The sequence below is a fragment of the Streptomyces melanosporofaciens genome, assembly GCF_900105695.1.
In the GTDB taxonomy this organism is placed as follows: Bacteria; Actinomycetota; Actinomycetes; order Streptomycetales; family Streptomycetaceae; genus Streptomyces; species Streptomyces antimycoticus.
In genome coordinates this window covers 1,025,992-1,050,583 of the sequence record NZ_FNST01000002.1, presented here as the reverse complement: position 1 = coordinate 1,050,583, position 24,592 = coordinate 1,025,992, and the positions used below count along the sequence as shown (strand labels likewise).

At 70.9% G+C, this 24,592-nt stretch carries 25 protein-coding genes and 1 pseudogene; 15 read left to right on the top strand and 11 right to left on the bottom strand.

Translation table 11 applies throughout. The features are described from left to right. Positions 1 to 168: 168 nt before the first annotated feature. The 4 genes from BLV72_RS07320 to BLV72_RS07305 form a co-directional block, all read right to left on the bottom strand. A complete protein-coding gene (locus BLV72_RS07320) occupies positions 169 to 999 on the bottom strand; it encodes a thioredoxin domain-containing protein (protein WP_093461077.1) in 831 nt (276 codons plus the stop codon). A gap of 63 nt (positions 1,000 to 1,062) precedes the next feature. Continuing rightward, positions 1,063 to 1,743 carry a hypothetical protein gene (locus tag BLV72_RS07315; RefSeq protein WP_167746565.1) on the bottom strand — a complete coding sequence of 227 codons (681 nt, stop codon included), beginning with the start codon at positions 1,741 to 1,743 and terminating at the stop codon, positions 1,063 to 1,065. Between the two features lie 62 nt (positions 1,744 to 1,805). Further along, entirely contained in the window at positions 1,806 to 2,777 is a 972-nt protein-coding gene (locus BLV72_RS51020; RefSeq protein ID WP_143059764.1) for a thioredoxin domain-containing protein, read from the bottom strand. An 89-nt stretch (positions 2,778 to 2,866) separates the two neighbouring features. After that, positions 2,867 to 4,192, bottom strand: a complete 1,326-nt coding sequence (locus BLV72_RS07305) for a DUF2252 domain-containing protein (protein WP_093461073.1) — start codon at positions 4,190 to 4,192, stop codon at positions 2,867 to 2,869. A gap of 214 nt (positions 4,193 to 4,406) precedes the next feature. On the opposite strand from BLV72_RS07305, the gene dnaE reads away from it, so the two are divergent. Next, positions 4,407 to 7,952 (top strand): DNA polymerase III subunit alpha, encoded by a 3,546-nt coding sequence (gene dnaE / locus BLV72_RS07300; protein WP_093461071.1) that lies wholly within the window; start codon positions 4,407 to 4,409, stop codon positions 7,950 to 7,952. Between the two features lie 121 nt (positions 7,953 to 8,073). On the opposite strand, the gene BLV72_RS07295 is transcribed toward dnaE, so the two are convergent. Next, entirely contained in the window at positions 8,074 to 8,253 is a 180-nt protein-coding gene (locus BLV72_RS07295) for a hypothetical protein (protein WP_093461070.1), read from the bottom strand. 290 nt (positions 8,254 to 8,543) lie between these two features. Here BLV72_RS07295 and BLV72_RS07290 point away from each other — a divergent pair, with 290 nt between their 5' ends. From BLV72_RS07290 to BLV72_RS07270, 5 genes are all read left to right on the top strand, one after another. Beyond that, positions 8,544 to 9,857 (top strand): NYN domain-containing protein, encoded by a 1,314-nt coding sequence (locus BLV72_RS07290; protein WP_093461068.1) that lies wholly within the window; start codon positions 8,544 to 8,546, stop codon positions 9,855 to 9,857. Between the two features lie 217 nt (positions 9,858 to 10,074). Next, positions 10,075 to 10,446, top strand: a complete 372-nt coding sequence (locus BLV72_RS07285; protein ID WP_093461067.1) for an IPT/TIG domain-containing protein — start codon at positions 10,075 to 10,077, stop codon at positions 10,444 to 10,446. 67 nt (positions 10,447 to 10,513) lie between these two features. Next, a complete protein-coding gene (locus tag BLV72_RS07280) occupies positions 10,514 to 11,554 on the top strand; it encodes an ABC transporter ATP-binding protein (protein ID WP_093461065.1) in 1,041 nt (346 codons plus the stop codon). A 75-nt stretch (positions 11,555 to 11,629) separates the two neighbouring features. Further along, positions 11,630 to 12,532: an ABC transporter permease gene (locus BLV72_RS07275; protein ID WP_425288358.1), complete on the top strand. Its 903-nt coding sequence runs from the start codon at positions 11,630 to 11,632 to the stop codon at positions 12,530 to 12,532. A 59-nt stretch (positions 12,533 to 12,591) separates the two neighbouring features. Next, the gene (locus tag BLV72_RS07270) at positions 12,592 to 13,311 is read left to right on the top strand and encodes a magnesium transporter (RefSeq protein WP_208905567.1); all 720 of its coding nucleotides are present in this window, start codon (positions 12,592 to 12,594) and stop codon (positions 13,309 to 13,311) included. 224 nt (positions 13,312 to 13,535) lie between these two features. On the opposite strand, the gene ybaK is transcribed toward BLV72_RS07270, so the two are convergent. The 3 genes from ybaK to BLV72_RS07255 are packed head-to-tail and all read right to left on the bottom strand — an operon-like array spanning position 13,536 to position 16,436. Then, positions 13,536 to 14,033: a Cys-tRNA(Pro) deacylase gene (gene ybaK, locus BLV72_RS07265; RefSeq protein ID WP_093461064.1), complete on the bottom strand. Its 498-nt coding sequence runs from the start codon at positions 14,031 to 14,033 to the stop codon at positions 13,536 to 13,538. Positions 14,034 to 14,044: 11 nt separating this feature from the next. Continuing rightward, positions 14,045 to 14,785, bottom strand: a complete 741-nt coding sequence (locus tag BLV72_RS07260) for an LON peptidase substrate-binding domain-containing protein (protein ID WP_093461062.1) — start codon at positions 14,783 to 14,785, stop codon at positions 14,045 to 14,047. Positions 14,786 to 14,840: 55 nt separating this feature from the next. Continuing rightward, on the bottom strand, positions 14,841 to 16,436 hold the full coding sequence (locus BLV72_RS07255; RefSeq protein ID WP_093461061.1) for an oxidoreductase: 1,596 nt from the start codon (positions 16,434 to 16,436) through the stop codon (positions 14,841 to 14,843). Positions 16,437 to 16,592: 156 nt separating this feature from the next. On the opposite strand from BLV72_RS07255, the gene hisD reads away from it, so the two are divergent. From hisD to hisF, 9 genes are all read left to right on the top strand, one after another. Further along, positions 16,593 to 17,918 carry a histidinol dehydrogenase gene (gene hisD / locus BLV72_RS07250; protein ID WP_093461059.1) on the top strand — a complete coding sequence of 442 codons (1,326 nt, stop codon included), beginning with the start codon at positions 16,593 to 16,595 and terminating at the stop codon, positions 17,916 to 17,918. Further along, entirely contained in the window at positions 17,915 to 19,033 is a 1,119-nt protein-coding gene (locus BLV72_RS07245) for a histidinol-phosphate transaminase (RefSeq protein ID WP_093461058.1), read from the top strand. The genes hisD and BLV72_RS07245 overlap by 4 nt, the downstream gene beginning before the upstream one ends. Beyond that, positions 19,030 to 19,623, top strand: coding sequence for an imidazoleglycerol-phosphate dehydratase HisB (gene hisB / locus BLV72_RS07240; RefSeq protein WP_059142224.1), 594 nt, complete (start codon positions 19,030 to 19,032; stop codon positions 19,621 to 19,623). Before BLV72_RS07245 ends, hisB begins: the two co-directional genes overlap by 4 nt. Next, positions 19,620 to 19,799, top strand: a complete 180-nt coding sequence (locus tag BLV72_RS07235) for a hypothetical protein (protein WP_093461056.1) — start codon at positions 19,620 to 19,622, stop codon at positions 19,797 to 19,799. Before hisB ends, BLV72_RS07235 begins: the two co-directional genes overlap by 4 nt. A gap of 5 nt (positions 19,800 to 19,804) precedes the next feature. Then, entirely contained in the window at positions 19,805 to 19,960 is a 156-nt protein-coding gene (locus BLV72_RS47825) for a hypothetical protein (RefSeq protein ID WP_162600318.1), read from the top strand. Continuing rightward, positions 19,957 to 20,616 (top strand): imidazole glycerol phosphate synthase subunit HisH, encoded by a 660-nt coding sequence (hisH, locus tag BLV72_RS07230; protein ID WP_425288357.1) that lies wholly within the window; start codon positions 19,957 to 19,959, stop codon positions 20,614 to 20,616. The genes BLV72_RS47825 and hisH overlap by 4 nt, the downstream gene beginning before the upstream one ends. A 78-nt stretch (positions 20,617 to 20,694) precedes the next feature. Next, the gene (priA, locus tag BLV72_RS07225) at positions 20,695 to 21,426 is read left to right on the top strand and encodes a bifunctional 1-(5-phosphoribosyl)-5-((5-phosphoribosylamino)methylideneamino)imidazole-4-carboxamide isomerase/phosphoribosylanthranilate isomerase PriA (RefSeq protein WP_059145017.1); all 732 of its coding nucleotides are present in this window, start codon (positions 20,695 to 20,697) and stop codon (positions 21,424 to 21,426) included. After that, complete coding sequence (locus tag BLV72_RS07220; RefSeq protein WP_093461053.1) at positions 21,423 to 21,833, top strand: RidA family protein; 411 nt, start codon at positions 21,423 to 21,425, stop codon at positions 21,831 to 21,833. The genes priA and BLV72_RS07220 overlap by 4 nt, the downstream gene beginning before the upstream one ends. Further along, entirely contained in the window at positions 21,830 to 22,600 is a 771-nt protein-coding gene (gene hisF, locus BLV72_RS07215) for an imidazole glycerol phosphate synthase subunit HisF (protein WP_059145015.1), read from the top strand. The genes BLV72_RS07220 and hisF overlap by 4 nt, the downstream gene beginning before the upstream one ends. A 72-nt stretch (positions 22,601 to 22,672) precedes the next feature. On the opposite strand, the gene BLV72_RS07210 is transcribed toward hisF, so the two are convergent. From BLV72_RS07210 to BLV72_RS07200, 3 genes and pseudogenes are all read right to left on the bottom strand, one after another. Further along, on the bottom strand, positions 22,673 to 23,707 hold the full coding sequence (locus BLV72_RS07210) for a CU044_5270 family protein (protein WP_093461051.1): 1,035 nt from the start codon (positions 23,705 to 23,707) through the stop codon (positions 22,673 to 22,675). Then, positions 23,704 to 24,345, bottom strand: coding sequence for an RNA polymerase sigma factor (locus tag BLV72_RS07205; RefSeq protein WP_093461049.1), 642 nt, complete (start codon positions 24,343 to 24,345; stop codon positions 23,704 to 23,706). Before BLV72_RS07205 ends, BLV72_RS07210 begins: the two co-directional genes overlap by 4 nt. A 136-nt stretch (positions 24,346 to 24,481) precedes the next feature. After that, positions 24,482 to 24,583: pseudogene (locus tag BLV72_RS07200) on the bottom strand (MerR family DNA-binding transcriptional regulator); the annotation flags it as partial. Between the last annotated feature and the right edge of the window lie 9 nt (positions 24,584 to 24,592).

Genomic DNA, 24,592 nt, shown 5'->3' with positions numbered 1-24,592 from the left:
GACAAGTAGTGTGCGGGGACAGGGGCTTGGGGGATGTTCGCCCACCCGTCGCCGCCAGGTCACCGGCGCGCTCGTCGCCCGGTCACCGCCACCGCCGCCGGGCCACAACGCCGTCGGCGGGCGCGCCCCAGGGGCACGCCCGCCGACTCGGCCGGGAGGGGCCGGACGCTACTTCTCGAGGTTCTGCTCGACGAGCGGGGTGAACTGGTCCGGGGTCATCGGCGGGTTCTCGCCCACCTGCAGCTTCTTCCCATTCATCTTGAAGGCCGGGGTGGCGTCGACGTCCTTGGTGTCGTTGAACGACTTGGACATGGCCAGCGCCCACCGGTCGTAGGTGCCGTTCTTCACGGCCTTCTCGAAGGCCGTGTTGCCCTTCAGCTCCTTGACCTGCTGGGCGACGTCGATCAGCTTCTGGTCGTTCGCGAAGGCGTCATCGGTCTCCTGCGGGTGGTTCTTCGGCGCGTACAGCGCCTCCTTGTAGTCCAGGAACGCCTGCGGGCTGACGTTGAGGGCCGCGCCGAGCGCGCTCAGCGCGTTCTTCGAGCCGGCGCCGGGCATCTGCTTGTTGTCGTCGAGGAAGGTGCCCATGGTGAACTGCGCCTTGTAGGTGCCGTCCTTGATGTCCTTGAGCACGGTCGGGCCGGTGAACTTCTCGAACTGGGCGCAGACCGGGCAGCGCATGTCCTCGTAGACGTGCAGGGTGTTCTTGGCCTTCTTGTCGCCGATGACGACCGTCGTGCCCTGGGAGCCGGTGGTGTTGGCGGGCTTCGCGAACGACTTCTTCTCGGCCGCCGCCCGCCACTTCTGGTTGGCGTCGTCCGACGAGTCCATGTTGGTGACGGCGTAGCCGATGCCGCCGGCTATCGCGAGGACCGCGACGACCGCGCCGCCGACGAACAGCTGGCGCCGCGTCCGGTCCCTCTTGGCCTGGCGCTCACGCTCGGCGCGCAGCCGCTCGCGCGCGGCCTGCTTGTTCTGCTGGTTGTTGCGGTTGCTCATGATGGATCGATCTCCGTGGGTGTGCGTCGTCAGTGATGCGTACGGGGGTGTGGATCGCTGTGCTCAGGCAGTGGCCGAGCAGGGCGGTCCGCGACGCACCACGGAGTGCACGAGGAGAGGGAGCGCCGGCGCCGGGCGCACCGGCCGTACGGATCGCGGGGCCGGGCGACGACGGGGCCGCAGGGTCGCGGCGTGGGCCGCGACGGCCAGCAGCAGCGGCCGGAAGGCGAAGGCGGCCAGGGAGGCCAGCAGACGGCTCAGGGCGGCCTCGCCGCGCCGCAGCCAGGCCGAGGCGAGCAGACCCACCGCGACGTGCGCGGCGAGCAGCAGCCAGGGGGTGGCGGAGCTCACCGCGGCCGCCAGTGGGGTGCCGACGCCGTGCTGCGAGACCCCGGGCAGCGGACTGCCGAGATCGCTGCCGCACAGCACGGTGACCCCCATGGAGCGCAGGGATCCCGCCACGGGGCCGCCGGACTGGCCGTAACACGCCTGCTGGCCGGTGGTGAAGATCGTGTCGGCGGCCAGCTCCAGCGGGATCAGCAGGGCCGCTATGGACCAAAAGCCCCGCTCCCGCCTCGCGAGGGCATAGGCGACGGCGAAGACGGCCACCGAGAGCGCGGCGACGGTGCCCAGCGGCAGCGGGGCCGCCGACAGCAGGACATGCGAAGCCGAGGACAGCATGACGCACAGCGCGGTGAAGAGCGCCGCGCGCACTGCCCTCAGCTGCGGTCCGGTGCCGTCCATGACTTCGAATTCTGCCATGAACGGCTGTAGGGACCATGTGAAGAATCGGCCCCGGCGGCCGGCTAACCGCCCTTGAGCTGCTTGTTCACCGCTTCCGTGAACTCTGCCGCGGTCAGCGGGGTGGAGCCGCTGCTTCCGGTCAGCTGGGAGCCGTCGAGCTTGACGGCCGGGGTGCTGTTCACCCCGGAGGCGTCGAAGTCGGCGATCATCTTCTTCGCCCAGGGGTCGTAGGTGCCCTCGCGCAGAGCCTCCCGGAAGGAGGCGTTCGTCTTGAGCGCGTACACCTCCTGGGAGACGGTCAGCAGCTGGTTGTCGTCGGCGTAGGAGTCCTTGCTCTCCTCGGGGTGGTTCTTCGGCGACATCAGGGCGGCCTTGTAGTCGAGGAAGGCGTCGGTGCTCACGTCCAGCGCCGCCCCGAGGGCGCTCAGGGCGTTCGCGGAGCCGTTGCCGCCCATGCTCTTGTCGAGGATGGCGGCGAAGTGGAACGAAACCTTGTACTTGCCGGCTTTGATGTCCTTGGCGATGGTCGGCCCGACCGCCTGGTCGAAGGAGGCGCACGGCGGGCAGCGCAGGTCCTCGTAGACGTCGAGGGTGTGCCCGGCATCGGCCTCGCCGATCACCACGGTGGTGCCGCCGGGACCGGAGCTGTGGGCGGGCGTGACGAGGTTTCCCGGGCCCTGTGAGCCACCGGAGCCGTCCGGGCCCGGCGCTCCCGGCGGGCCCTGGACGACATCGTCCGACGAGCCGCCCCGGGAGCCCTTGCCGTCATCCGTGATCAGGAGAACGCCCGCGACCACCGCGGCGGCCACCGTCACCGCCACCACGGCCGTGAGCCCGGCCTTGCGCTGCGGGTCCGCCGGGGCGGGAGCGCCACCCCATCCCCCGCCGCCCGGGCCGGGCGGCGGGGGAGCGGGCGGGAAGCCCGGGGGCTGGGGTGGAGGCGGCGGATGACCCGGCTGCGGGTGCTCCGGCTGCTGGTACGGATTCTGCTGCGGGTTTTGCTCGCCCCCCGGCGGCTGCTGTCCAGGCCACATGACCGGTAACCATAAGGGGGCGAGCAGACGGCGGCCATGGCCGGGGGACGATCAGGGGCCGGGGTGGCGATCAGAGCCCGGCGTGACGATCAGAGCCCGGGGATGCGGCCGTTGCGGAAGAGGTCCACGAAGATCTGGTGGTCGGCCCGGGCGCGGGCACCGTACGAGTGCGCGAAGTCCACCAGGAGGCCGGCGAAGCCGTCCTCGTCGGCGGCGATCACCGCGTCGATGGCGCGCTCGGTGGAGAACGGCACCAGCGAGTGGCCGCTCTGGTCGTCGGCGGCCGCGTGCATGGTGGCCGTGGCCCGTCCCAGGTCGGCCACGACCGCCGCGATCTCGGCCGGGTCGTCGATGTCGGACCAGTCGAGGTCCACCGCGTACGGCGACACCTCGGCGACCAGCTGCCCCGACCCGTCCAGCTCGGTCCAGCCCAGCCACGGGTCGGCGTGGGCCTGCAGCGCGCGCTGGGAGATCACCGTGCGGTGGCCCTCGTGGTGGAAGTACGCCCGCACCTGCTCGTCGGTGATGTGCCGGGAGACCGCCGGGGTCTGCCCCTGCTTCATGTAGATCACCACATCGTTCTCCAGGGCGTCGCTGTTGCCCTCCAGAAGGATGTTGTACGAGGGGAGCCCGGCGCTGCCGATGCCGATGCCCCGGCGGCCCACGACGTCCTTGACGCGGTAGGAGTCCGGGCGCGAGAGACTGGACTCGGGGAGGGTCTCCAGATAGCCGTCGAAGGCGGCCAGGACCTTGTAGCGGGTGGCCGCGTCCAGCTCGATGGACCCGCCGCCGGCCGTGAAGCGGCGCTCGAAGTCGCGGATCTCGGTCATCGAGTCCAGCAGCCCGAAGCGGGTCAGCGAGCGGGCGTCACGCAGCGCGTCCAGCAGCGGACCCTCGGCGGTCTCCAGGGTGAAGGGCGGCACCTCGTCGTTCTTGGCGCCGGTGGCCAGGGCGTGGATGCGCTCGCGGTAGGCGCCCGCGTAGGTCCGCACCAGCTCGGTGATCTTCTCGTCGCTGAGCGCCTTGGTGTAGCCGATGAGCGCCACGGAGGCGGCGAAGCGCTTCAGGTCCCAGGTGAAGGGGCCGACGTACGCCTCGTCGAAGTCGTTCACATTGAAGATCAGCCGGCCGTTGGCGTCCATGTAGGTGCCGAAGTTCTCGGCGTGGAGGTCACCGTGGATCCACACCCGGCTGGTGCGGTCGTCCACGTACGGCCCGCCGGCGCGCTCCCGCTCCACATCGGAATAGAACAGGCAGGCGGTGCCGCGGTAGAACGCGAACGCCGAGGCGGCCATCTTCCGGAACTTGACGCGGAAGGCGGCCGGGTCGGCGGCGAGCAGCTCGCCGAAGGCGGTGTCGAATACGGCGAGGATGTGCTCGCCGCGCTGTTCCGCCTGGGTCTGCTGGTTCGACATCGCGGAACGCCTCCTGGGGCATGAGGGATGTGATCGGTGTGGCAGATACGACAGGGTATGTTCCGTCGCGCCGGGTGCGCGGGAAGACCGGATGACCCGTCGGGATCAACGCCTGAGGCTACTCGCGAGTGCCCGGCTCGTGTCAGTGCGGAGGGGTAACCTTCGGAGCTGTCTCGCCCTGCCGTCATCGATTGTTCGCCGGAGGTCTTCCACCGTGACCAAGCCGCCCTTCACGCACCTGCATGTCCATACCCAGTACTCGCTGCTGGACGGTGCGGCGCGGCTCAAGGACATGTTCAACGCGTGCAACGAGATGGGCATGACCCACATCGCCATGACCGACCATGGCAACCTCCACGGTGCGTACGACTTCTACCAGCAGGCGACGGGCGCCGGGATCACGCCGATCATCGGGATCGAGGCGTATGTGGCGCCCGAGTCGCGGCGCTACAAGCGGCGTGTCCAGTGGGGCCAGCCGCATCAGAAGCGCGATGACGTCTCCGGTTCCGGTGGTTACACCCACAAGACCATCTGGGCGTCGAACAAGACCGGTCTGCACAACCTCTTCCGGCTCTCCTCCGACGCCTATATGGAGGGCTATTTCGTCAAGTGGCCGCGGATGGACAAGGAGACCATCGCCCAGTGGTCCGAGGGCCTGATCGCCTCCACCGGCTGCCCCTCGGGCGAGCTGCAGACCCGGCTGCGGCTCGGCCAGTTCGACGAGGCCCTCAAGGCCGCCTCCGAGTACCAGGACATCTTCGGCAAGGACCGGTATTTCCTGGAGCTGATGGACCACGGCATCGAGATCGAGCGCCGGGTCCGGGACGGGCTGCTGGAGATCGGCAAGAAGCTGGACATCCCGCCGCTGGTCACCAATGACTCGCACTACACGTACTCCCGCGAGGCGACGGCCCATGACGCGCTGCTGTGCGTCCAGACCGGCAAGAACCTCTCCGACCCGGACCGCTTCCGCTTCGACGGCACCGGCTATTACCTGAAGTCCACGGAGGAGATGTACGCCATCGACTCCTCCGACGCCTGGCAGCAGGGGTGCGCCAACACCCTGCTGGTCGCCGAGCAGATCGACGCCACCGGCTGGTTCGAGAAGCGCGACCTGATGCCGCGGTTCGACGTCCCCGAGGGGTACACCGAGGTCACCTGGTTCCAGGAGGAGGTCAAGAAGGGGATGGCCCGCCGCTTCCCCGGCGGCGTCCCCGAGGACCGTCAGAAGCTCGCCGAGTACGAGATGGACGTCATCATCCAGATGGGGTTCCCGGGCTACTTCCTCGTGGTCGCCGACTTCATCATGTGGGCCAAGAACAACGGCATCGCGGTCGGCCCCGGCCGAGGCTCCGCGGCCGGTTCGATCGTCTCGTACGCCATGGGCATCACCGACCTCGACCCGGTCGAGCACGGGCTGATCTTCGAGCGGTTCCTCAACCCCGAGCGGGTGTCCATGCCCGATGTCGACATCGACTTCGACGAGCGTCGGCGCGGTGAGGTCATCCGGTACGTCACCGAGAAATACGGCCACGACAAGGTCGCCCAGATCGGCACCTACGGCACCATCAAGGCCAAGAACGCCATCAAGGACTCGGCCCGGGTGCTCGGCTATCCGTACGCGATGGGCGACCGCATCACCAAGGCCATGCCCGCCGACGTCCTCGGCAAGGGCATCCCGCTCTCCGGCATCACCGATGAGAAGCACCCCCGCTACAGCGAGGCGGGCGAGGTGCGCGGGATGTATGAGAACGAGCCGGATGTGAAGAAGGTCATCGACACCGCGCGCGGTATCGAGGGCCTGGTGCGCCAGATGGGTGTGCACGCCGCCGGCGTGATCATGTCGAGCGAGACGGTGACCGACCATGTCCCGGTCTTCTCGCCGAAGAACGACGGCCAGGTCGTGACCCAGTGGGACTACCCCACCTGTGAGTCGCTCGGCCTGCTGAAGATGGACTTCCTGGGCCTGCGCAACCTCACCATCATGGACGACGCCGTCAAGATGGTGCGCGCCAACAAGGGCATCGACCTGAAGCTGCTCGATCTGTCCCTGGACGACCCCAAGACCTTCGAACTGCTCTGCCGCGGTGACACCCTCGGCGTCTTCCAGTTCGACGGCGGCCCCATGCGCTCCCTGCTGCGCATGATGAAGCCCGACAACTTCGAGGACATTTCCGCCGTCTCGGCTCTCTACCGGCCGGGCCCGATGGGCATGAACTCGCATATCAACTACGCGCTGCGGAAGAACGGGCAGCAGGAGATCACCCCGATCCACCCCGAGCTGGAGGAGCCGCTCAAGGAGGTCCTGGGCATCACCTACGGCCTCATCGTGTACCAGGAGCAGGTGCAGAAGGCCGCCCAGGTGCTCGCCGGCTATTCGCTCGGCCAGGCCGACCTGCTCCGCCGTGCGATGGGCAAGAAGAAGCAGGAGGTCCTGGACAAGGAGTTCGTGCCCTTCCAGAAGGGCGCCCGGGACAAGGGGTATTCCGACGAGGCCATCCAGGCGGTGTGGGACGTCCTGGTCCCGTTCGCCGGATACGCGTTCAACAAGGCGCACTCCTCCGCGTACGGCCTGGTCACCTACTGGACCGCGTACCTCAAGGCCAACTACCCCGCCGAGTACATGGCGGCGCTGCTCACCTCGGTGCGGGACGACAAGGACAAGTCGGCGGTCTATCTGAACGAGTGCCGTCGCATGGGCATCAAGGTGCTGCCGCCGAACGTCAATGAGTCCGAGGCCAACTTCACCGCTCAGGGTGATGATGTGATCCTCTTCGGTCTCACGGCGGTCCGGAACGTCGGTCAGAACGTGGTGGAAGCGATCATCCGCGGCCGTAAGGCCAAGGGGAAGTACGCCTCGTTCCCGGACTACCTGGACAAGGTCGAGGCGGTGGTGTGCAACAAGCGCACCACGGAATCGCTGATCAAGGCGGGCGCCTTCGACGAGATGGGCCACACCCGTAAGGGGCTCACGGCGCACTACGAGGCGCTGATCGACAATGTGGTCGCGGTCAAGCGCAAGGAGGCCGAGGGGCAGTTCGACCTCTTCGGCGGCATGGCCGGTGACGGCGGGGACGGCGAGGGGCCGGGCTTCGGCCTCGACGTCGAGTTCTCGGACGTCGAATGGGAGAAGACCTATCTGCTGGCCCAGGAGCGGGAGATGCTGGGCCTGTATGTCTCCGACCATCCGCTGTTCGGCATCGAGCATGTGCTGAACGAGAAGGCGGATGCCGCGATCTCCGCGCTCACCGGAGGTGAGCACGCGGACGGCGCGATCGTCACCATCGGCGGCATCATCTCCGGTCTGCAGCGCAAGATGACCAAACAGGGCAACGCCTGGGCCATCGCCACCGTGGAGGACCTGGCCGGCTCCATCGAGTGCATGTTCTTCCCGGCCACCTATCAGCTGGTCTCCACCCAGCTCGTCGAGGACGCGGTCGTCTTCGTCAAGGGCCGCCTCGACAAGCGCGAGGACGTGCCCCGGCTGGTCGCCATGGAGCTGATGGTCCCCGATCTGTCCGAGGCATCGGCCAACGCGCCCGTGACGATCACCATTCCCACGGTCAAGGTCACCCCGCCGCTGGTCGAGAAGCTGGGCGAGGTGCTCACCCACCACCGCGGCGCCACCGAGGTGCGGATCAAGCTCCAGGGGGCGCGGAAGACCACCGTGCTGCGGCTCGACCGGCACCGCGTCACCGCCGACCCGGCGCTCTTCGGCGACCTCAAGGTGCTGTTGGGGGCGTCCTGCCTGGCCGGCTGACCGCCCGGCGTCCTTGACGTCGGCGAGAGCGCCCCAGGGGCGCGCCCGCATCGGGCGCGCCCCTGGGGCCCACGGTCACGCGGCCTGCCACCGCGGTGGCCCAGCGCCGGTGCGCGGTGCGTCAGTTGTGGCCGAAGCTCTTCTGCCGGCCCTTACGAGCCGTCGAGGGGCTGCCCTCCGGCCGCATCGCCTGCGACTGCCCCTCCATCGACGGCTGCTGCTCGGCGCTGCGGTCGGCCGTGCCGCGCTCCTGACGCTGTTCCTGCTGCTGCTTGCGATCGCGGTTCTTGTTCTTGCCCATGGTGGTGTTCCTCCGGTTGGGATCAGCCCCCTGGCGAAGGGCCCTGCCGGGAGAAGCCCTTCGGGAAGAAACAGTGACATGCCGCGGTGACCCGTGCATTTCGGGCAATTACGGTGAGTGAGAAGGAGGGTATTGGCGGGTAAGCCGTATCCGCCACGCCGGTGATCCAGTTCGGACTGATAACCCCCGCACGGTCGGGCAGACTCGAAGGAAAGCCGAAAACCACATCCGGGGCACGGCTGTGCGCGGGGGGCGACCGAGGACTGGACCGTCAGGAAAGAGGGTGGAACGTGGACCGCTGCGTCGTCCTGGTGGACGCCGGATATCTGCTGGGCGCCGCCGCGAGCCTGCTGGCCGGGGAGCCCGCCCGATCGCGTATCTCCGTCGACCACGCGACCCTCATCCAGGGCTTGCGGGAGCGGGCCGAGGCCGAGACCGAGTGCCCGCTGCTGCGCATCTACTGGTTCGACGGCGCCCCCGACCGTGTGCCCCAGCCCGAGCACCGGCGGCTGCGCGTGATGCCCCGGGTGACCGTACGGCTGGGCGCGCTCACCCGCAGTGACGGCCGCTGGGCCCAGAAGGGCGTGGACGCCGCCATGCACGCCGAGCTCACCGAGCTCGCCCGCAACCGGGCCTGCGCCGACATCGTCCTCGTCACCGGCGACGGGGACCTGCTGCCCGGGCTGATGTCGGCCAAGGAGCACGGCGTCGCCGTCCACCTCTGGGCGGTCCAGGCCGCCGACGGCGACTACAACCAGTCCGAGGACCTCGTCGCCGAGGCCGATGAGCGGCGCGTCCTCGACCGCGCCTGGATCACCAGGGCGGTGCACGCCAAGGAGCTTCCCGGGCCCTGTGCGCCCGTCTCCGAGCCGCGCCCGGAGATCGCGGCCATTCTCTCCGCCCCGCTGCCGGAGACGGCCGCCGCTGCCGCCGCGGCCGCGACCGGGTCGCCCGGCACGGCGGAGGCGCCCGGTGGCCGTAACGGCGCCGCCCGGCCCGGCGCCGACGTGACCGACCCGGCCGCCGCCCCCGGCCGTCCCGCGGCCCCGGCCCCCGAAGCGGGCGCGGACGGCGCGGCGGCGGGCGCCGGCAAGGGGGTGCCCACCCCCAAGGACCTCGCCGACCTGGGTCGCGGCCCGGCCGCTTCCGGCGGCCAGACGGAGCGGCAGCAGGCCGCCGGCGCCACCCTGCGCTGGTCCTCCGACAAGGGCTGGATCGACCGGGGCCCCGGCGCCGTGGGGGAGCCGCCGGAGACCGCCAACCTCCCCATGCTGGCCCAGCTCACCAGCGCCGAGCAGCGCTGGGCCGACCGCGAGGAGGACATCACGGCCGTCAGCGGCGACCCGTTCGAGGTCGGCCAGGTCTTCGCCCGCCGCTGGACCGACCGGCTCGGGGATCCGGGGCCGTTGCGCCAGATCTCCACGGAGTACCCCCGCATCCCGCACCGCATCGACGGTGAACTGCTGCGCTACGCGGCCCGCTTCGGGCTGCTGGCCCACAAGGACGACCAGATCGACGAGCACGACCGCTATGCGATCCGGGCGGGCTTCTGGCGCGAAATCGACCTCCGCTCGGCCGCGGAGCACGCCCAGACGGGCGGCTAGGGGATATCCGGCGGATCTTGACGCCGGCGGCGGGCTGCGCACCTGGTCACGGGACGGGAGCAGCCCGCCGGACACGCCCTGGCCCCGTGGTCAAGGGGGCTCGGCGGGCGTGGTGACGGTGAGCCGGCTGTCGGTCGACGGCGGGGACGTTCCGATGGCCGCGCCGGGCCCTCGGCAAGCCGTACCTGAAAGCCGATTGCCACCCGGTTGCGGTCGATTGAGGCAACACACCACCCCCATCGCGGGCTGCACCGACACGGTGGACGTCACCGTCACCTCCCTCGGCGGAACCAGCGTCCCCATGGGGAGCGGCTGGGCGTACACCTTCTACGACGCCCCCAACGCCGACTCCGTCACCCCGGCGGCGCAGCTTTCCGGCCAGAACGTCACGATCGGCGGCACCTGTCTGCTCGACGCCACCGCGGTGGTCCTCGGCGACGGGCTCACCCAGACCCCGCCACCTTGTGAACCTCTCCCGACCCAAATCCTCGCCGTCGTGCCCGTGGTGCTCCCCGGGGCGTACTCCGTCCTCGTCACGACCCCCGGTGGCACCGACACGACCGCGTCGCCGAGCCTGCTCGTCCTGTGATCCTCCGATCCGTCCCCGAGGGCCCCGAGGACGGGAGCGGGTGTTTGGGCGCGTACCCTCATAGCTCGTGAGGACGGGCGCGAAACAGGCGACGAGCGGCGATGTGGTGTGCACCGTGCGCGGCCTGGTCAAGACCTATCCCGCGGCGCGCGGCCGCCGCGGCGCCCCCGCCACGCCCGCCGTCCGGGCCAGCGACGGCATCGACCTCGGTGTGGTGCGCGGCGAGGTCTTCGGGCTGCTCGGGCCCAACGGCGCCGGCAAATCCACCCTCGTTCGGCAGCTCACCGGCCTGCTGCGGCCCGACGAGGGCAGCGTGCGGGTGCTCGGCCACGATCTCGTACGCCACCCCGAGCGCGCCGCCCGGCTGCTGTGCTACCTCGGCCAGGACTCGACCGCGCTGGACGAGCTGACCGTCGCCCTCGCCGCCGAGACCACCGCGCGGCTGCGCGGGCTGGAGGCCCGCGCGGCCCGTGCCGAGCGGGACGCGGTGATCGAGGAACTGGGCCTCGGGGAGATCGCCGGGCGGCCGCTGAAGAAGCTCTCCGGTGGCCAGCGGCGGCTGGCCTGCGTCGCCGCCGCGCTGGTGGGGGAGCGGCCGCTGCTCGTGCTGGACGAGCCCACCAGCGGAATGGACCCCGTCGCCCGGCGCGCCGTATGGGCGGCCGTGGACCGACGGCGGGCCGAGCGGGGCGTGACTGTGGTGCTGGTCACCCACAATGTGATCGAGGCGGAAACGGTTCTGGACCGGGTCGCCGTGCTGGACCGCGGCAAGGTCATCGCCTGCGACACGCCCGCCGGGCTGAAGGCGCTGGTCGCCGACGAGGTGCGGCTGGAGCTGGTGTGGCGCACCGAGCCGCCGCTGGACGTGCCCGAGGTCGCCGCCCTGCGGAAGGCCGCCGAGGCGGCCCGGGCCGCCGACGGCGTCTCCGGGCGGCGCTGGACGCTCCGGCTCCCGCCGGACGAGGCGCGCGCCGCCATCGCCACCGTGACCGGTGGCCCCGCCTTCGCGGCGCTGGACGATTTCACCCTTGCCACGCCGAGCCTGGAGGATGTGTACATCGCCCTGGGTGGCCGTGCGGAAGGCGCGGAGGGGCTGGTGAAGGCGTGACCGCCGGGGCGAGCCGGTGAACACGTCGGTGACCGTGACCGTAAGAGCCGTAGAGGCGAAGAGGAGCCGCACAACGTGAGTGTCATGCCCGCCGTGTCCGGTGTGTCCGGGACCACTGGTGTGCCTGGTGTGCCCGGTGCTTCCGCTGGGCTGCCCAGTGCGCCCGGTGTCTCGCCCGGTGCCTCCGGTACGTCGGGGGCGTCCGGTGAGGCCGGGGACATCCCCGCGCCGCTGGCGGCGGGGGCGCGGCTCTTCCCCGCGCTCGCCGCGGTCTACCGCGCCCAGCTCTCCCGGGCCCGGGTGGCCCGGATACCGCTGCTCTTCGTGGCGACCTTCCAGTCCATCGGGATCATGATCCTGATGCGCGGGGTGGTGGACGGCGGGAGCGAGGCGCGGTCGGTGGTGGCCGGGTCGAGCGTGCTGGTCGTCGCCTTCGTGGCGCTCAACCTGCTCGCCCAGTACTTCGGCCAGCTGCGGGCCAGCGGCGGGCTCGACCACTACGCGACCCTGCCGGTGCCACCCTCGGCCGTGGTGCTCGGGGCGGCCGCCGCCTACGCCTCCTTCACCGTGCCCGGAACCATCGTCACCGCGGTCATGGGCAGTGTGCTCTTCCAGCTGCCCATGACGCATCTGTGGATCCTCCTCGCCGTGATCCCCCTCTCCGGCGCCGCCCTCGCCGGACTCGGCGCCGTACTGGGACTGCTCGCCCCGCGTCAGGAACTCGCCACTCTGTGCGGGCAGTTGGGGATGTCCGCGGCGCTGCTGCTGGGGGTGCTGCCCGCGGACCGGATGCCGCAGGTGGTGTCGTACGCGCGCGATCTGCTGCCGTCGACGTACGGTGTGGAGGCCCTGGCCCGGACCTTCGACGGGCAGCCCGACTGGTGGGTGGTCTGCGCCGACCTCGGGGTGTGCGCCGGGGTGGCCGTGGTGTCCCTCGCCGCCGCGACCTGGGCCTATCGGCGGGCGGCCGTGCGGTGACGCGCCGCAGCGAACGTCCCGCCGACCGAAGTACGCCGTCCGCCTGGCACGATGACGGGGTGACCGCACCGTTGACGCCACATGATCCGCCTCCGCCGCACGAGGATCCCGCCGAGGGCCGCCCCCCGGCCCACGGGCAGCCTGCCGGGGACTCCTCCGTGCCGAATCCCTCCGGCTACCCGCAGCACCCCGAGCCCCCTTCCGGGCATCCGGAGGACGCGGGGCACTCGGAGTACTCCGAGCCGGGGCCCGAGTTGCGCGCCGAACTGGTGCAGGCGTCGGTGGTCGCCATCACGGTGGCGGTCTCCGGGGTGCTTCTGGGCCTGCTGTGGCTGTGGTTGGCGCCGAAGGTTCCCCTGGTCTCGGACGGCACCGCCGTCTATCTGAAGAACTCGGAAGGGGAGGACGCGATCGGCGCGGACGGTGTGTTCACGCTGCTCGGGCTCGCCTTCGGGGCCGTCTCGGCCCTCATCGTCTTTCTGCTCTTCCGCCACGGCGGTATCGCGCTGGTCATCGGCCTGGCGATCGGCGGGGTGCTCGCCTCGGTGATCGCCTGGCGGCTGGGGCTCTGGCTGGGGCCCACCTCGGACGTCGTGGCGCACGCCAAGGAGGCCGGTAAGGGCGTCACCTTCGACGGCCCGCTCAAGTTGGGCGCGAAGGGGGCGCTGCTGGCGTGGTCGGTGGCGGCGATGGTGATCCACCTGGCGCTGACGGGGCTGTTCGGCCCCCGCGACCCGGAGCCGGCCCTGCCGCCGGTGGCGAGCCCGGAAGCGCGCTAGGGCGTTCGGCCCGCCTCGAAGCGGCTAGGGGTGTCCGGCGGTTCGTGACGCCTGTGGAGGGCTGTTCCCCTCCCCGCCCTTGCCCCTGGACGCCCTTGGGCGGGTCCTCAAGCGCCGGACGGGCTGAATATCAGCCCGTCCGGCGCTTGAGGACCGGGGGTCCGGGGCGGTGCCCCCGGCGGCATGAGCCGGGCGCCAGGGGCCCCGCAAGAGCACTGTGAGCGCTATACGCGGGCGATCGGCGCCAGTACCGCGTCCGTCAGCGACGCCAGGTCCCCCGGCGACAGCTCGACCTCCAGCCCCCGGCGGCCGGCCGAGACACAGATCGTCTCGTAGCCGGTGGCCGACTCGTCCAGGGCCGTGGGAAGGCGCTTGCGCTGACCGAGCGGGGAGATCCCGCCCCGCACATAGCCCGTGGTGCGCTCGGCCGCCGCGGGATCGGCCATCGTGGCGCGCTTGCCGCCCACCGCAGAGGCGAGCGCCTTGAGGTCGAGCGTGGCCGAGACGGGCACGATGGCGACCGTAAGGCGGTCATCGACGCTCGCGACAAGGGTCTTGAAGACCCGGCCCGGTTCGACGCCGAGCGCCTGGGCGGCCTCCTCGCCGTAGGAGGGGGCCGCCGGGTCGTGCTCGTAGGAGTGCAGGGTGAAATCCGTGCCCGCCGCGGTGAGGGCGGTCGTGGCGGGGGTGCCCGCCGAGGTCTTCTTGGTCTTCTTGGGCATATTCGTCCGCGTCAGTTGGGGCTGGTGGGACCGCGGGTCAGATCGACGGCCGGGAGCGACGGGAGCTTACCGATCACGGCGCTCTCGGCGCGAAGGAGTTTCAGCTCGTCGGCCAGCCGGCTCGCGGTGTCCGGCGCCTGCAGCAGCCGCTGCTTCGCGGGCGTGTCGAGCACGGCCGCGGCAGCCACCAGGTAGGAGAGCACGGACGGTTCGCCCGGCAGGTCCTGCTCGTTCGCCAGGGTCCGCTCACGGGCGCCCGCGAGCCGCTTCTGGTACATGCGGAAGGCCCGTACCACCCCCGAGGCCAGCGCCCCGGCCCCCTCTCCCTGCTCCTCCTCCAGCTCCTTGACCTCGGCCGTCAGATAGGGGCCGGAGGAGTCCACGGAGACCAGTTCGAAGCGGGTGGTACCGGTGGCCAGCACCTCGAAGGTGCCGTCCTCCTGCTCCCGGATGGTGGCCGCGTCCGCCACGCACCCCACGGCGTAGAAGGACTTGGCGGGATCCGGTCCGAACCCGGCCGTGGGGCCGGGGTCCGGCCGCGTGACGGAGTCCGGGAGGCCGACCGCGCTCGGGGCGACCTCATGGCCGTCCCGGATCGCGATCACCCCGAACCGGCGCGGCGCGTCCTCGGGAAGCGCCGACAAATCGCGCATCAGGGAGCGGTACCGCTGCTCGAAGACGTTCAGGGGCATGACGAGCCCCGGGAACAGCACCGTGTTCAGCGGGAAGAGCGGAAGGCGCGCGGAGGTCACGGGGCGTAAGCCTAATGGCCCCGCGCGTTTCCTTTCACTGGCCCGCGGCAGCCGGTCACTGGCGCCGCAGCAGCCGGGACGCGCCGGCGGCTACCGCGGTGGCCAACACCCAGCCCAGAAGGATCATCACGATGGACGCCCATTGGACGGCGCCGTCCGGTCTCCAGTAGCCGTCCATGCCCAGATCGATGACCGGGATCAGCAGATCGAGCGTGTACAGCGAGGCGTTCCAGTTCGGGGATTCATCCGGCTTCAGCGCCTCCGGCCGGTTGTGGGCGAAGAACACCGAGCCGACCGCCCACAGCACCGCCATCCACACCGCGGCCCGGCCCGGGCGGTAGCCGTAGGCCACCGTCCAGTCCTGGAGATAGCCCCACACCTTCCCGGCGACGGGCAGCGTCTCCCGGCGGCGGCGCTGCTTGGCGAGCTGCACCTCGCGCGCGTCGGCGTCCTCGCCGCTGGCTCGCATGGTGTTGGCCAGCATCTCGTACGGCTCGGGCGCGTACTCGGGGGTCGCCGCGGCCACCCACTCCAGCCGCCGGGCCAGCGGGAAGTGGCCGCGCGGAATCAGGCACTCATAGCTGAACCCGGCCATGGTCAGCCCGCCCGGCCCCGGCCAGCTCACCGACTTGTCGACAAGATTGACCACCCGGGCGCCGGAGAGGATCACCCGTCCGCGCTGCGGCCGCTCCCCGAGGAAGCGCAGCTCGGGCGTCTGGACCCGGCGCAGCGACAGCTCCTGGTCGTTCTCCATGATGAAGCGGGCCTGGTCGAAGTCGATGGCGTCGCCGATCCGCCCGTCGTCCAGCCGGATTCCGCCCTCGCATTCGAAGCGCTGGATCCGGGTGCCCCGGGTGGGGGTGGAGGCGGTGCCGTACGGCGGGGTGGAGCCGCTGGAGTACGTGCTCACCCCGCCCGCGGTGAGATAGAGGCTGCGCTCCACGGTGAGCTGCGGCGCGTTGAGCGCGCGGCGGCCGTAAGGGTTGCGCAGCCGGCTGCCGCGCAGGCTGAGCGACACCCCGATCTGCGCCCCGCGCAGGCTCAGCTCGCCATAGGACTCGATCATGTCGGCCTGGAAGTCCTGGGCGACGGTGAGCCCGTCGGCGCTGATCGACATGCCCCGGCGGTCGCGGCGCACGATGAGCTGGTTGAGCAGTAAATCCGTGCCGATATGGGCGTCGGTGAGCCGGATCCCGTGTTCGACCACACACCGCGGCAGATGCAGATCGCCCTCGGTGCGCAGCCGGGCCGCCTCCAGCCGGGGAAGGGCGCACCCCACCAGGCGCAGAGTGGTGAACTGCGCCTCGGGAAGCAGCACCTCCCGCTCGAAGCGGCAGTTCTTCAGCTCCACATAGGGCTCGATGTTTCCGCCGGCCAGGTCGAGCGTGCCGGTGATGTGCACCCCGTTGAGCTTGAGCGCGGCGACCCGGCCCGGCTGCGCGGGCGGTCCGTCCAGCAGCAGGAGGGCCACGACACGCGCGCGGACACTGCGCTCCGGACCCCAGGCGTACGGGCCGGAGGGGTCGTTCCGCTGGGGGTGCGAGGTGCGCAGATCATGGGTACTGCCATTGCGGAACGCCTGCCACATGCCCCATTCGGCGGTGGTCAGATCGAGGCCCGGGGGTGGGTCGCCATCGTGCGGCTCGGTCACAGCCGTGTCCCCTCCTGATTCTCCGTGTCCCCGTACGGAGCACATTCCCGCTGAGTAACCGGTTGAACGCCAACGGTCAGGGTCAACTTAGGGCGTCCGTATCACTGACTGATACGGGGGGAGGGGCGTCGTGGCGGGTCTGAGACAATTGATCGCGTGATCTCCCGTATCGATCTGCGCGGTGCCGCCTTCCCGGAAGGCGGGATCGACCGCGACCTGCTGCCCCGTGCCGAGCTCGACGTCGAGGCCGCCCTGGAGAAGGTGCGGCCCATCTGCGAGGACGTGCGCCATCGTGGTACCGCTGCACTGATCGACTACGCCCATCGGTTCGACGGCGTCGCCATAGAGCGGGTGCGGGTCCCCGCGGAGGCGCTGGAGCGCGCCCTCGCGGAGCTGGACCCGGCCGTGCGCGCCGCCCTGGAGGAGTCCATCCGGCGGGCCCGGCTGGTCCACCGCGACCAGCGGCGCACCGACCACACCACCCAGGTGGTGCCGGGCGGCACGGTGACCGAGCGCTGGGTGCCGGTCGAGCGCGTCGGGCTGTACGTACCGGGCGGGCGCTCGGTCTACCCCTCCTCCGTGGTGATGAACGTGGTGCCCGCGCAGGAGGCCGGGGTCGGCTCGATGGCCGTCGCCTCCCCGCCGCAGGCGGAGTTCGGCGGGCTGCCGCACCCCACGATCCTCGCGGCGTGCGCGCTGCTGGGCGTGGACGAGGTCTACGCGGCGGGCGGCGCCCAGGCCGTCGCCATGTTCGCCTACGGCACCGAGGACTGCCGCCCGGTCGCGATGGTGACCGGGCCGGGCAATATCTTCGTGGCCGCTGCCAAGCGGCTGCTCAAGGGCCGGATCGGCATCGACGCCGAGGCCGGGCCGACCGAGATCGCCATCCTCGCCGACGCCACCGCCGACCCGGTGCATGTCGCCGCGGACCTGATCAGCCAGGCCGAGCACGACCCGCTGGCCGCCTCCGTGCTGGTCACCGACTCCGAGGAGCTGGCCGCCGCGGTCGAGAAGGAGCTGGACGTCCAGCTGGAGGCCACCAAGCACGTCGAGGACCGGATCCGTCCGGCGCTGTCCGGGCGGCAGTCCGGCATCGTGCTGGTCGACGGTCTGGAGCAGGGCCTGGCCGTCGTGGACGCGTACGCGGCCGAGCACCTGGAGATCCAGACCGAGGACGCGGCGGCCGTCGCGGCACGGGTGCGCAACGCCGGAGCGATCTTCGTCGGGGCGTACGCGCCGGTGTCGCTCGGCGACTACGCGGCGGGCTCCAACCATGTGCTGCCCACCGGCGGCTGCGCCTGCCACTCCTCGGGGCTGTCCGTGCAGTCGTTCCTGCGCGGCATCCATGTGGTGGACTACAGCCGACAGGCGCTGGCCGAGATCGCCGGCCATGTGGTGACGCTGGCCGAGGCGGAGGATCTGCCCGCCCACGGCGCCGCGGTGAAGGCAAGGTTCGACTGGAAGGTGCCACCGAGCAAGTGACCGGCATTGACGATCTCCCGATCCGGGACGAGCTCCGTGGCAAATCCCCGTACGGCGCCCCGCAGCTCGAGGTGCCCGTACGGCTGAACACCAACGAGAACCCCTATCCGCTGCCCGAGCCGCTGGTCGCCCGCATCGCCGAGCGGGTCACCGAGGCGGCCCGTAACCTCAACCGCTACCCGGACCGGGACGCGGTCGAGCTCCGTACCGAGCTGGCCCGCTATCTCAGCCGTACGGCCGGTCTCGAGGTCGGCGTCGCGCAGGTCTGGGCGGCCAACGGGTCCAATGAGGTGCTGCAGCAGCTGCTGCAGACCTTCGGCGGGCCGGGGCGCACCGCGATCGGCTTCGAGCCCTCGTATTCAATGCACGCGCTGATCTCGCGCGGCACCGGCACCGGCTGGATTTCCGGTCCGCGGAACGCCGATTTCACCATCGATGTCGATGCCGCCCGTAAGGCCATCGCCGAGCACCGCCCCGATGTCGTCTTCATCACCTCGCCGAACAATCCGACGGGCACCGCCGTCGCGGCCGAGACGGTGCTGGCGCTCTACGAGGCGGCGCAGGCCGCCAGGGCGGAGGCCGCCGGGGCGCTGGTCGTCGTGGACGAGGCGTACGGGGAGTTCAGCCACCGCCCCTCGCTGCTGCCGCTGATCGAGGGGCGGCCGCGGCTGGTGCTCTCGCGCACCATGTCCAAGGCGTTCGGCGCGGCCGGGCTGCGGCTCGGCTATCTCGCCGCCGATCCGGCGGTCGTCGACGCCGTCCAGCTCGTCCGCCTGCCGTACCACCTGTCCGCCGTCACCCAGGCCACCGCGCTGGCCGCCCTGGAGCACACCGATACGCTGCTGGGGTACGTCGAGGCGCTGAAGGCCGAGCGCGACCGGCTGGTGCGCGAGCTGCGCACCCTCGGCTGCGAGGTGACCGACTCCGACGCCAACTTCGTCCAGTTCGGCCGCTTCGAGGACGCCCACACGGCGTGGCAGGGCCTGCTGGACCGGGGCGTCCTGGTCCGTGACAACGGCGTACCGGGCCGGCTGCGGGTCACCGCGGGCACACCGGCCGAGAACGACGCGTTCCTGGACGCGGTACGCGAGCTGATGAAGGAGAAGAACGCATGACCCGCGTGGGACGTGTGGAGCGCACGACCAAGGAGACCTCGGTCGTCGTCGAGATCGATCTCGACGGTAAGGGCGATGTGGCAGTATCAACAGGTGTCGGCTTCTACGACCACATGCTCGACCAGCTCGGCCGCCACGGCCTCTTCGACCTCACGGTCAAGACCGAGGGCGACCTGCACATCGACACCCACCACACCATCGAGGACACCGCCCTCGCGCTCGGCGCCGCCTTCAAGCAGGCGCTCGGCGACAAGGTGGGCATCTACCGGTTCGGCAACTGCACGGTGCCGCTGGACGAGTCGCTGGCCCAGGTGACGGTCGACCTCTCCGGCCGCCCGTACCTGGTGCACACCGAGCCGGAGAACATCGCGCCGATGATCGGCACCTATGACACCACGATGACCCGGCACATCCTGGAGTCCTTCGTGGCCCAGGCGCAGATCGCCCTGCATGTCCACGTCCCCTACGGGCGCAACGCGCACCACATCGTGGAGTGCCAGTTCAAGGCCCTGGCGCGGGCCCTGCGCTACGCCAGCGAGCGCGACCCCCGCGCCGCCGGGATCCTCCCCTCGACGAAGGGGGCCCTGTGAGCGTCGCGCGCGCGGCCGCCGGGGCGCAGATGACCCGCGACCCGCGCTTTCGCCGCGCGGGCGGAGAAGCGAACGAGGTAGCGGTGAGCGTCGCGCGCGCGGCCGCCGGGGCGCAGATGGCCCGCGACCCGCGCTTTCGCCGCGCGGGCGGAGAAGCGAACGAGGTAGCGTCTTGAACGGCTTGTCGACCGTGTTCATCCTCGTCGGGCTGTTTCTGCTCGGCGGGGTCATCTCCTTCGTCAAGCAGGGCATCTCCAAGAGCATCGTCACGCTGCTCGGGATCGGTGCCACGATGGCGCTGCTCGCCGGGATCCTGCGGCTTGAGGTATGGAATTGAGCGACCTGACGAACAGCACGACCGCGAAGAACGTCGTCGTCTTCGACTACGGATTCGGCAACGTACGCTCCGCCGAGCGGGCCCTCGCCCATGTCGGCGCGCGGGTGGAGATCACCCGCGACTACGACAAGGCCATGGCCGCCGACGGCCTCCTCGTCCCCGGTGTCGGCGCCTTCGCCGCCTGCATGAAGGGGCTGCGCGAGGCGCGCGGCGACTGGATCGTGGGGCGCCGGCTGTCCGGCGGCCGCCCGGTCATGGGCATCTGTGTCGGCATGCAGATCCTCTTCGGGCGCGGTATCGAGCACGGTGTCGAGGCCGAGGGCCTGGACGAATGGCCCGGCACGGTCGAGCCGCTGCGCGCCCCCGTCGTCCCCCACATGGGCTGGAACACGGTCAAGGCGCCCGAGGGCTCACAGCTCTTCGCGGGCCTGGACGAGGACGAGCGGTACTACTTCGTCCACTCCTACGCGGTCCGCACCTGGGAGCTCGAGGTCACCAACCCCCATATGCCCTCCCCCAAGGTCGGCTGGGCCACCCATGGCGAGCCGTTCGTCGCCGCCGTGGAGAACGGCCCGCTGTGGGCCACCCAGTTCCACCCCGAGAAGTCGGGTGACGCCGGAGCGCGGCTGCTCCGCAACTGGCTCGACACGCTCTGACCGGCCCGCGCCGGCCCCGGTCCGCATCCACTCGCACCGCCCGCACCGCCCTCACGCTCTCACCGAAGGTTGTCCGCAATGCGCTCGAACCGCCTCGAACTCCTCCCCGCCGTCGATGTCCGCGACGGCCAGGCCGTCCGCCTCGTCCATGGCGAGTCCGGCTCCGAGACGTCGTACGGCGACCCGATGGAGGCCGCCCTGGCCTGGCAGCGGGCGGGCGCCGAATGGCTGCACCTGGTGGACCTCGACGCCGCCTTCGGCACCGGGGACAACCGCGAGCAGATCGCCGAGGTGGCCCGCGCCATGAACCTCAGGGTCGAGCTGTCCGGCGGCATCCGTGATGACGCCTCGCTGTCCGCCGCCCTGGCCACCGGCTGCGCCCGGGTGAACCTCGGCACGGCCGCCCTGGAGTCCCCGGAGTGGGTCGCCAAGGTCATCGCCGAGCATGGCGACCTCATCGCGGTGGGCCTCGATGTGCGCGGCACCACGCTGCGCGGCCGCGGCTGGACCCGGGACGGCGGCGATCTGTACGAGACGCTGGCCCGCCTCGACTCCGAGGGCTGCGCCCGCTACGTCGTCACCGACATCGCCAAGGACGGCACCCTCCAGGGCCCCAACCTGGAACTGCTGCGCAATGTCTGCGCCGCGACCGAAAAGCCCGTCGTCGCCTCCGGCGGCGTTTCCTCGCTTGACGACCTGCGTGCCCTTGCGACTCTGGTACCGGAAGGTGTCGAGGGCGCCATCGTGGGCAAGGCACTCTACGCCAAGGCGTTCACCTTGGAAGAGGCGTTGGAGGCGGTATCCGTATGACCTCACCCGAGTCCGCGCGGCGGGTCCAGACCGAAAGCCCCTGGGAGGAGACCATCGGGTTCGCCCGGGCTGTCGAGGTCGGTGACCTGGTGCTCGTCGCCGGGACGATGCCGCTGGCGGAGCGCGGCGTACTGGAGGGCGAGGGTGATCCGTACGAGCAGACGCTCGCCGCCTTCCGCCATGCGCTGGACGCGCTGAAGAAGTTCGACCTGGGCGTCGAATCGGTGGTCCGCACCCGTATGTATCTCACCCACGCCCGTGACGTGGACGAAGTGGGCCGCGCCCATAAGGAGCTCTTCGACGCCGTGCGCCCGGCCGCGACGCTGGTCGTGGTGTCCGGTTTCGTCGACTCGCGCGTCCTGGTGGAAGTCGAACTGGAAGCATTCCGAGGAGCACGACAGTCATGACCCTGGCGGTCCGAGTCATCCCCTGCCTGGACGTGGACAACGGCCGGGTCGTCAAGGGCGTCAACTTCCAGAATCTGCGCGACGCGGGCGACCCGGTCGAGATGGCCAAGGTCTACGGCGAGGAGGGCGCGGACGAGCTGACCTTCCTCGACATCACCGCCTCCTCCGGCGACCGCGAGACCACCTATGACGTGGTCCGCCGCACCGCTGAGCAGGTCTTCATCCCGCTGACGGTCGGCGGGGGCGTCCGCACCCCGGAGGACGTCGACAAGCTGCTGCGCGCCGGGGCGGACAAGGTCGGCGTCAACACCGCCGCCATCGCCCGCCCCGAGCTCATCCGCGAGATCTCCCAGCGCTTCGGCAGCCAGGTGCTCGTCCTCTCGGTCGACGCCCGGCGCTGTCCCGAAGGGACGGTGACCTCCTCCGGCTACGAGGTCACCACGCATGGCGGCCGCCGCGGCACCGGCATCGACGCCGTCGAATGGGCCCACCGCGCGGCCGAGCTGGGCGCCGGGGAGATCCTGCTGAACTCCATGGACGCGGACGGCACCAAGGACGGCTATGACACGGCCATGATCGAGGCCGTCCGCAAGCATGTGACCATCCCGGTCATCGCCAGCGGCGGCGCCGGGAAGCTCGCCGACTTCCCGCCGGCGGTCGCCGCGGGCGCGGACGCGGTGCTGGCGGCGTCCGTCTTCCACTTCGGCGATCTGCGGATCGGCCAGGTCAAGGGCGCGCTGCGGGACGCGGGGCACCCGGTCCGCTGAGGGATCCACGCCCGCGGCGGGGGCCACCGTACGGTGACCCCCGCCGCGTCGGCTTTCAGGACGTCACGGGCGTCACTTCGTGGTGCCGTCGCCCTGCGGCCGCTCGCGGTAGTGGTCGACGATCCCGTGTTCCAGCAGGGCGTACTCCGACAGGACGTCGCCCTTCTTGCCCGCCGCGAAGTCCTTCGTCCGGTATTCGCGCTCACCGAGGTAGGCGAGGCTGTCCCGGTCGAAGATCCACACGTTCGCGACCCACGTCCGCTTGTCGACGCGGGCGATGCCGAACCCGTGGCGGCCCGCCGCGTCCACCGCGTCCTCCTGCCGCGTCACCCCGGGGATCTTCGCGACGGCCTTGTACAGCGCGGCGGCGTTCTCCGGCGGCATCACATCGCCCAGCAACCGACCGATCTGCTCGAAGACGGCCTGCGCCTTCTCCTGGCCGTCCTCCGCCTCGGTCATCCGGTACAGCTCCTCGAGCAGGACGTCCGGGTCGGTCGGCAGGGACGCCAGCCACTGGTACGTGGGGCGGTCGATGCCCGCCGGAGACCCTCCCAGTTCGTACATAGGGGAGTAGCCCTCGTCATCGTGAATCTCGCCGGTCTTGTTGATCCGCTTCACCTGCTGCGACTTCCAGACCTCGCGCCTGCTCCGCGGGTCCAGCTCGGAGGCGCCGTTCTCCTTCATCTCGGCCCCGGCCCCGACGCTCTTGACGTAGGCGAACTGATCCTGGCGCACCGGCCGGACGTCCGACTTCGCCGCGGTCCCCGCGATCCGGTCGAGCAGGACGGTGGCGGTCTCGCGGGGCTGGGCGGCGCTGTCGCCGGACCCTCCGCCCCCGGTGAAGGTGACGGCCAGCGCCCCGGCCAGCGCCAGGGCCGCGGCGGGCATCACCAGCGCGGGGCGCAGCAGCCGCGGCCTGGCCTTCCGGGCGGGGGCGGGGGTGCGGTTCTGGTCGTCATCGATGTGCTGCATCAAACGGTCCTTGTGGTGGAGGTAGGGCTCGGAAGGAACGTCCCGCTCGGCCGGGGCGGGAAGCAGCCGGGCCAGTTCCTCGCGCTCCGCTTCCTCGTGCTCGGCCCGGTCGGGCCCGGAGCCAGCGGCGTTCATCGGGGTTCCTCCTGAAACTCCTGATAGGGCAGGGCCGCGAACGCGGCCTCACGCTGTACCTCTCCGCGACGGCGTGGCGGTTCCGTCTTTTCTTCCGCGAGCCGCTGATCGGCGAGCTTGCGCAGCCGGGCGCGGGCCCGGGACAGCCGCGAACGCACGGTGCCCACCGGGATCCCCAGCGCCTGGGCGGCCTGCGCGTAATCCAGCCCGGACCACACGCACAGCGCCAGCACCTCCTGCTCGCCGCGCCGCAGCCGGCCGTACACCGTGCGCACGGCGGCGAGCCGGCGGGCGTCGTCGATCCGCCCGGCGGTCTCGTCGGCGAAGTCCGCCACCGGGGCGGGCGCGGGGCGACGGGCCAGGAAGGCCAGGCGCCGGCCGATACCGCGGTTGGCGTTGCGGGCCTTGTTCGTCGCCACGCCCAGCAGCCACGGTTTCAGCGTGCCGTCGCCCGGCTCCAGTTGCGCTCGGGTACGCCAGGCGTCGAGGAACGTGTCCCCCATCACCTCTTCGGCCACCGACCAGTCGCCGGTCAGCCGGTAGGCATGGTTGTAGACCGCACGCGCGTACGCTGCGTAGAGCTCTGCGAACGCCTCGCGGTCACCCGCTCGTACCCGCGCTCGCAGGTCATCGCTCATGTTGTTTACACCTCACACCCGTGCCTCTCCGCACGGCGGAGGTAGTTCCCGTGACCTGCGCCACACCCCCTACGGAGCGGGCGGCTCGCCGGTCTCCGATGCCGTCGCGATCACCTCGTCCAGGACATCGCGGGATACCGCCCGGCGTACGCTCGGCCGTCATCAGCCCCTGTTTCTCGTCATAGCGCAGCGAGCGCTCGCTCACGCCGGTGCGCCGAGCCAGTTGGCCGATCCGCATGCTCACCTC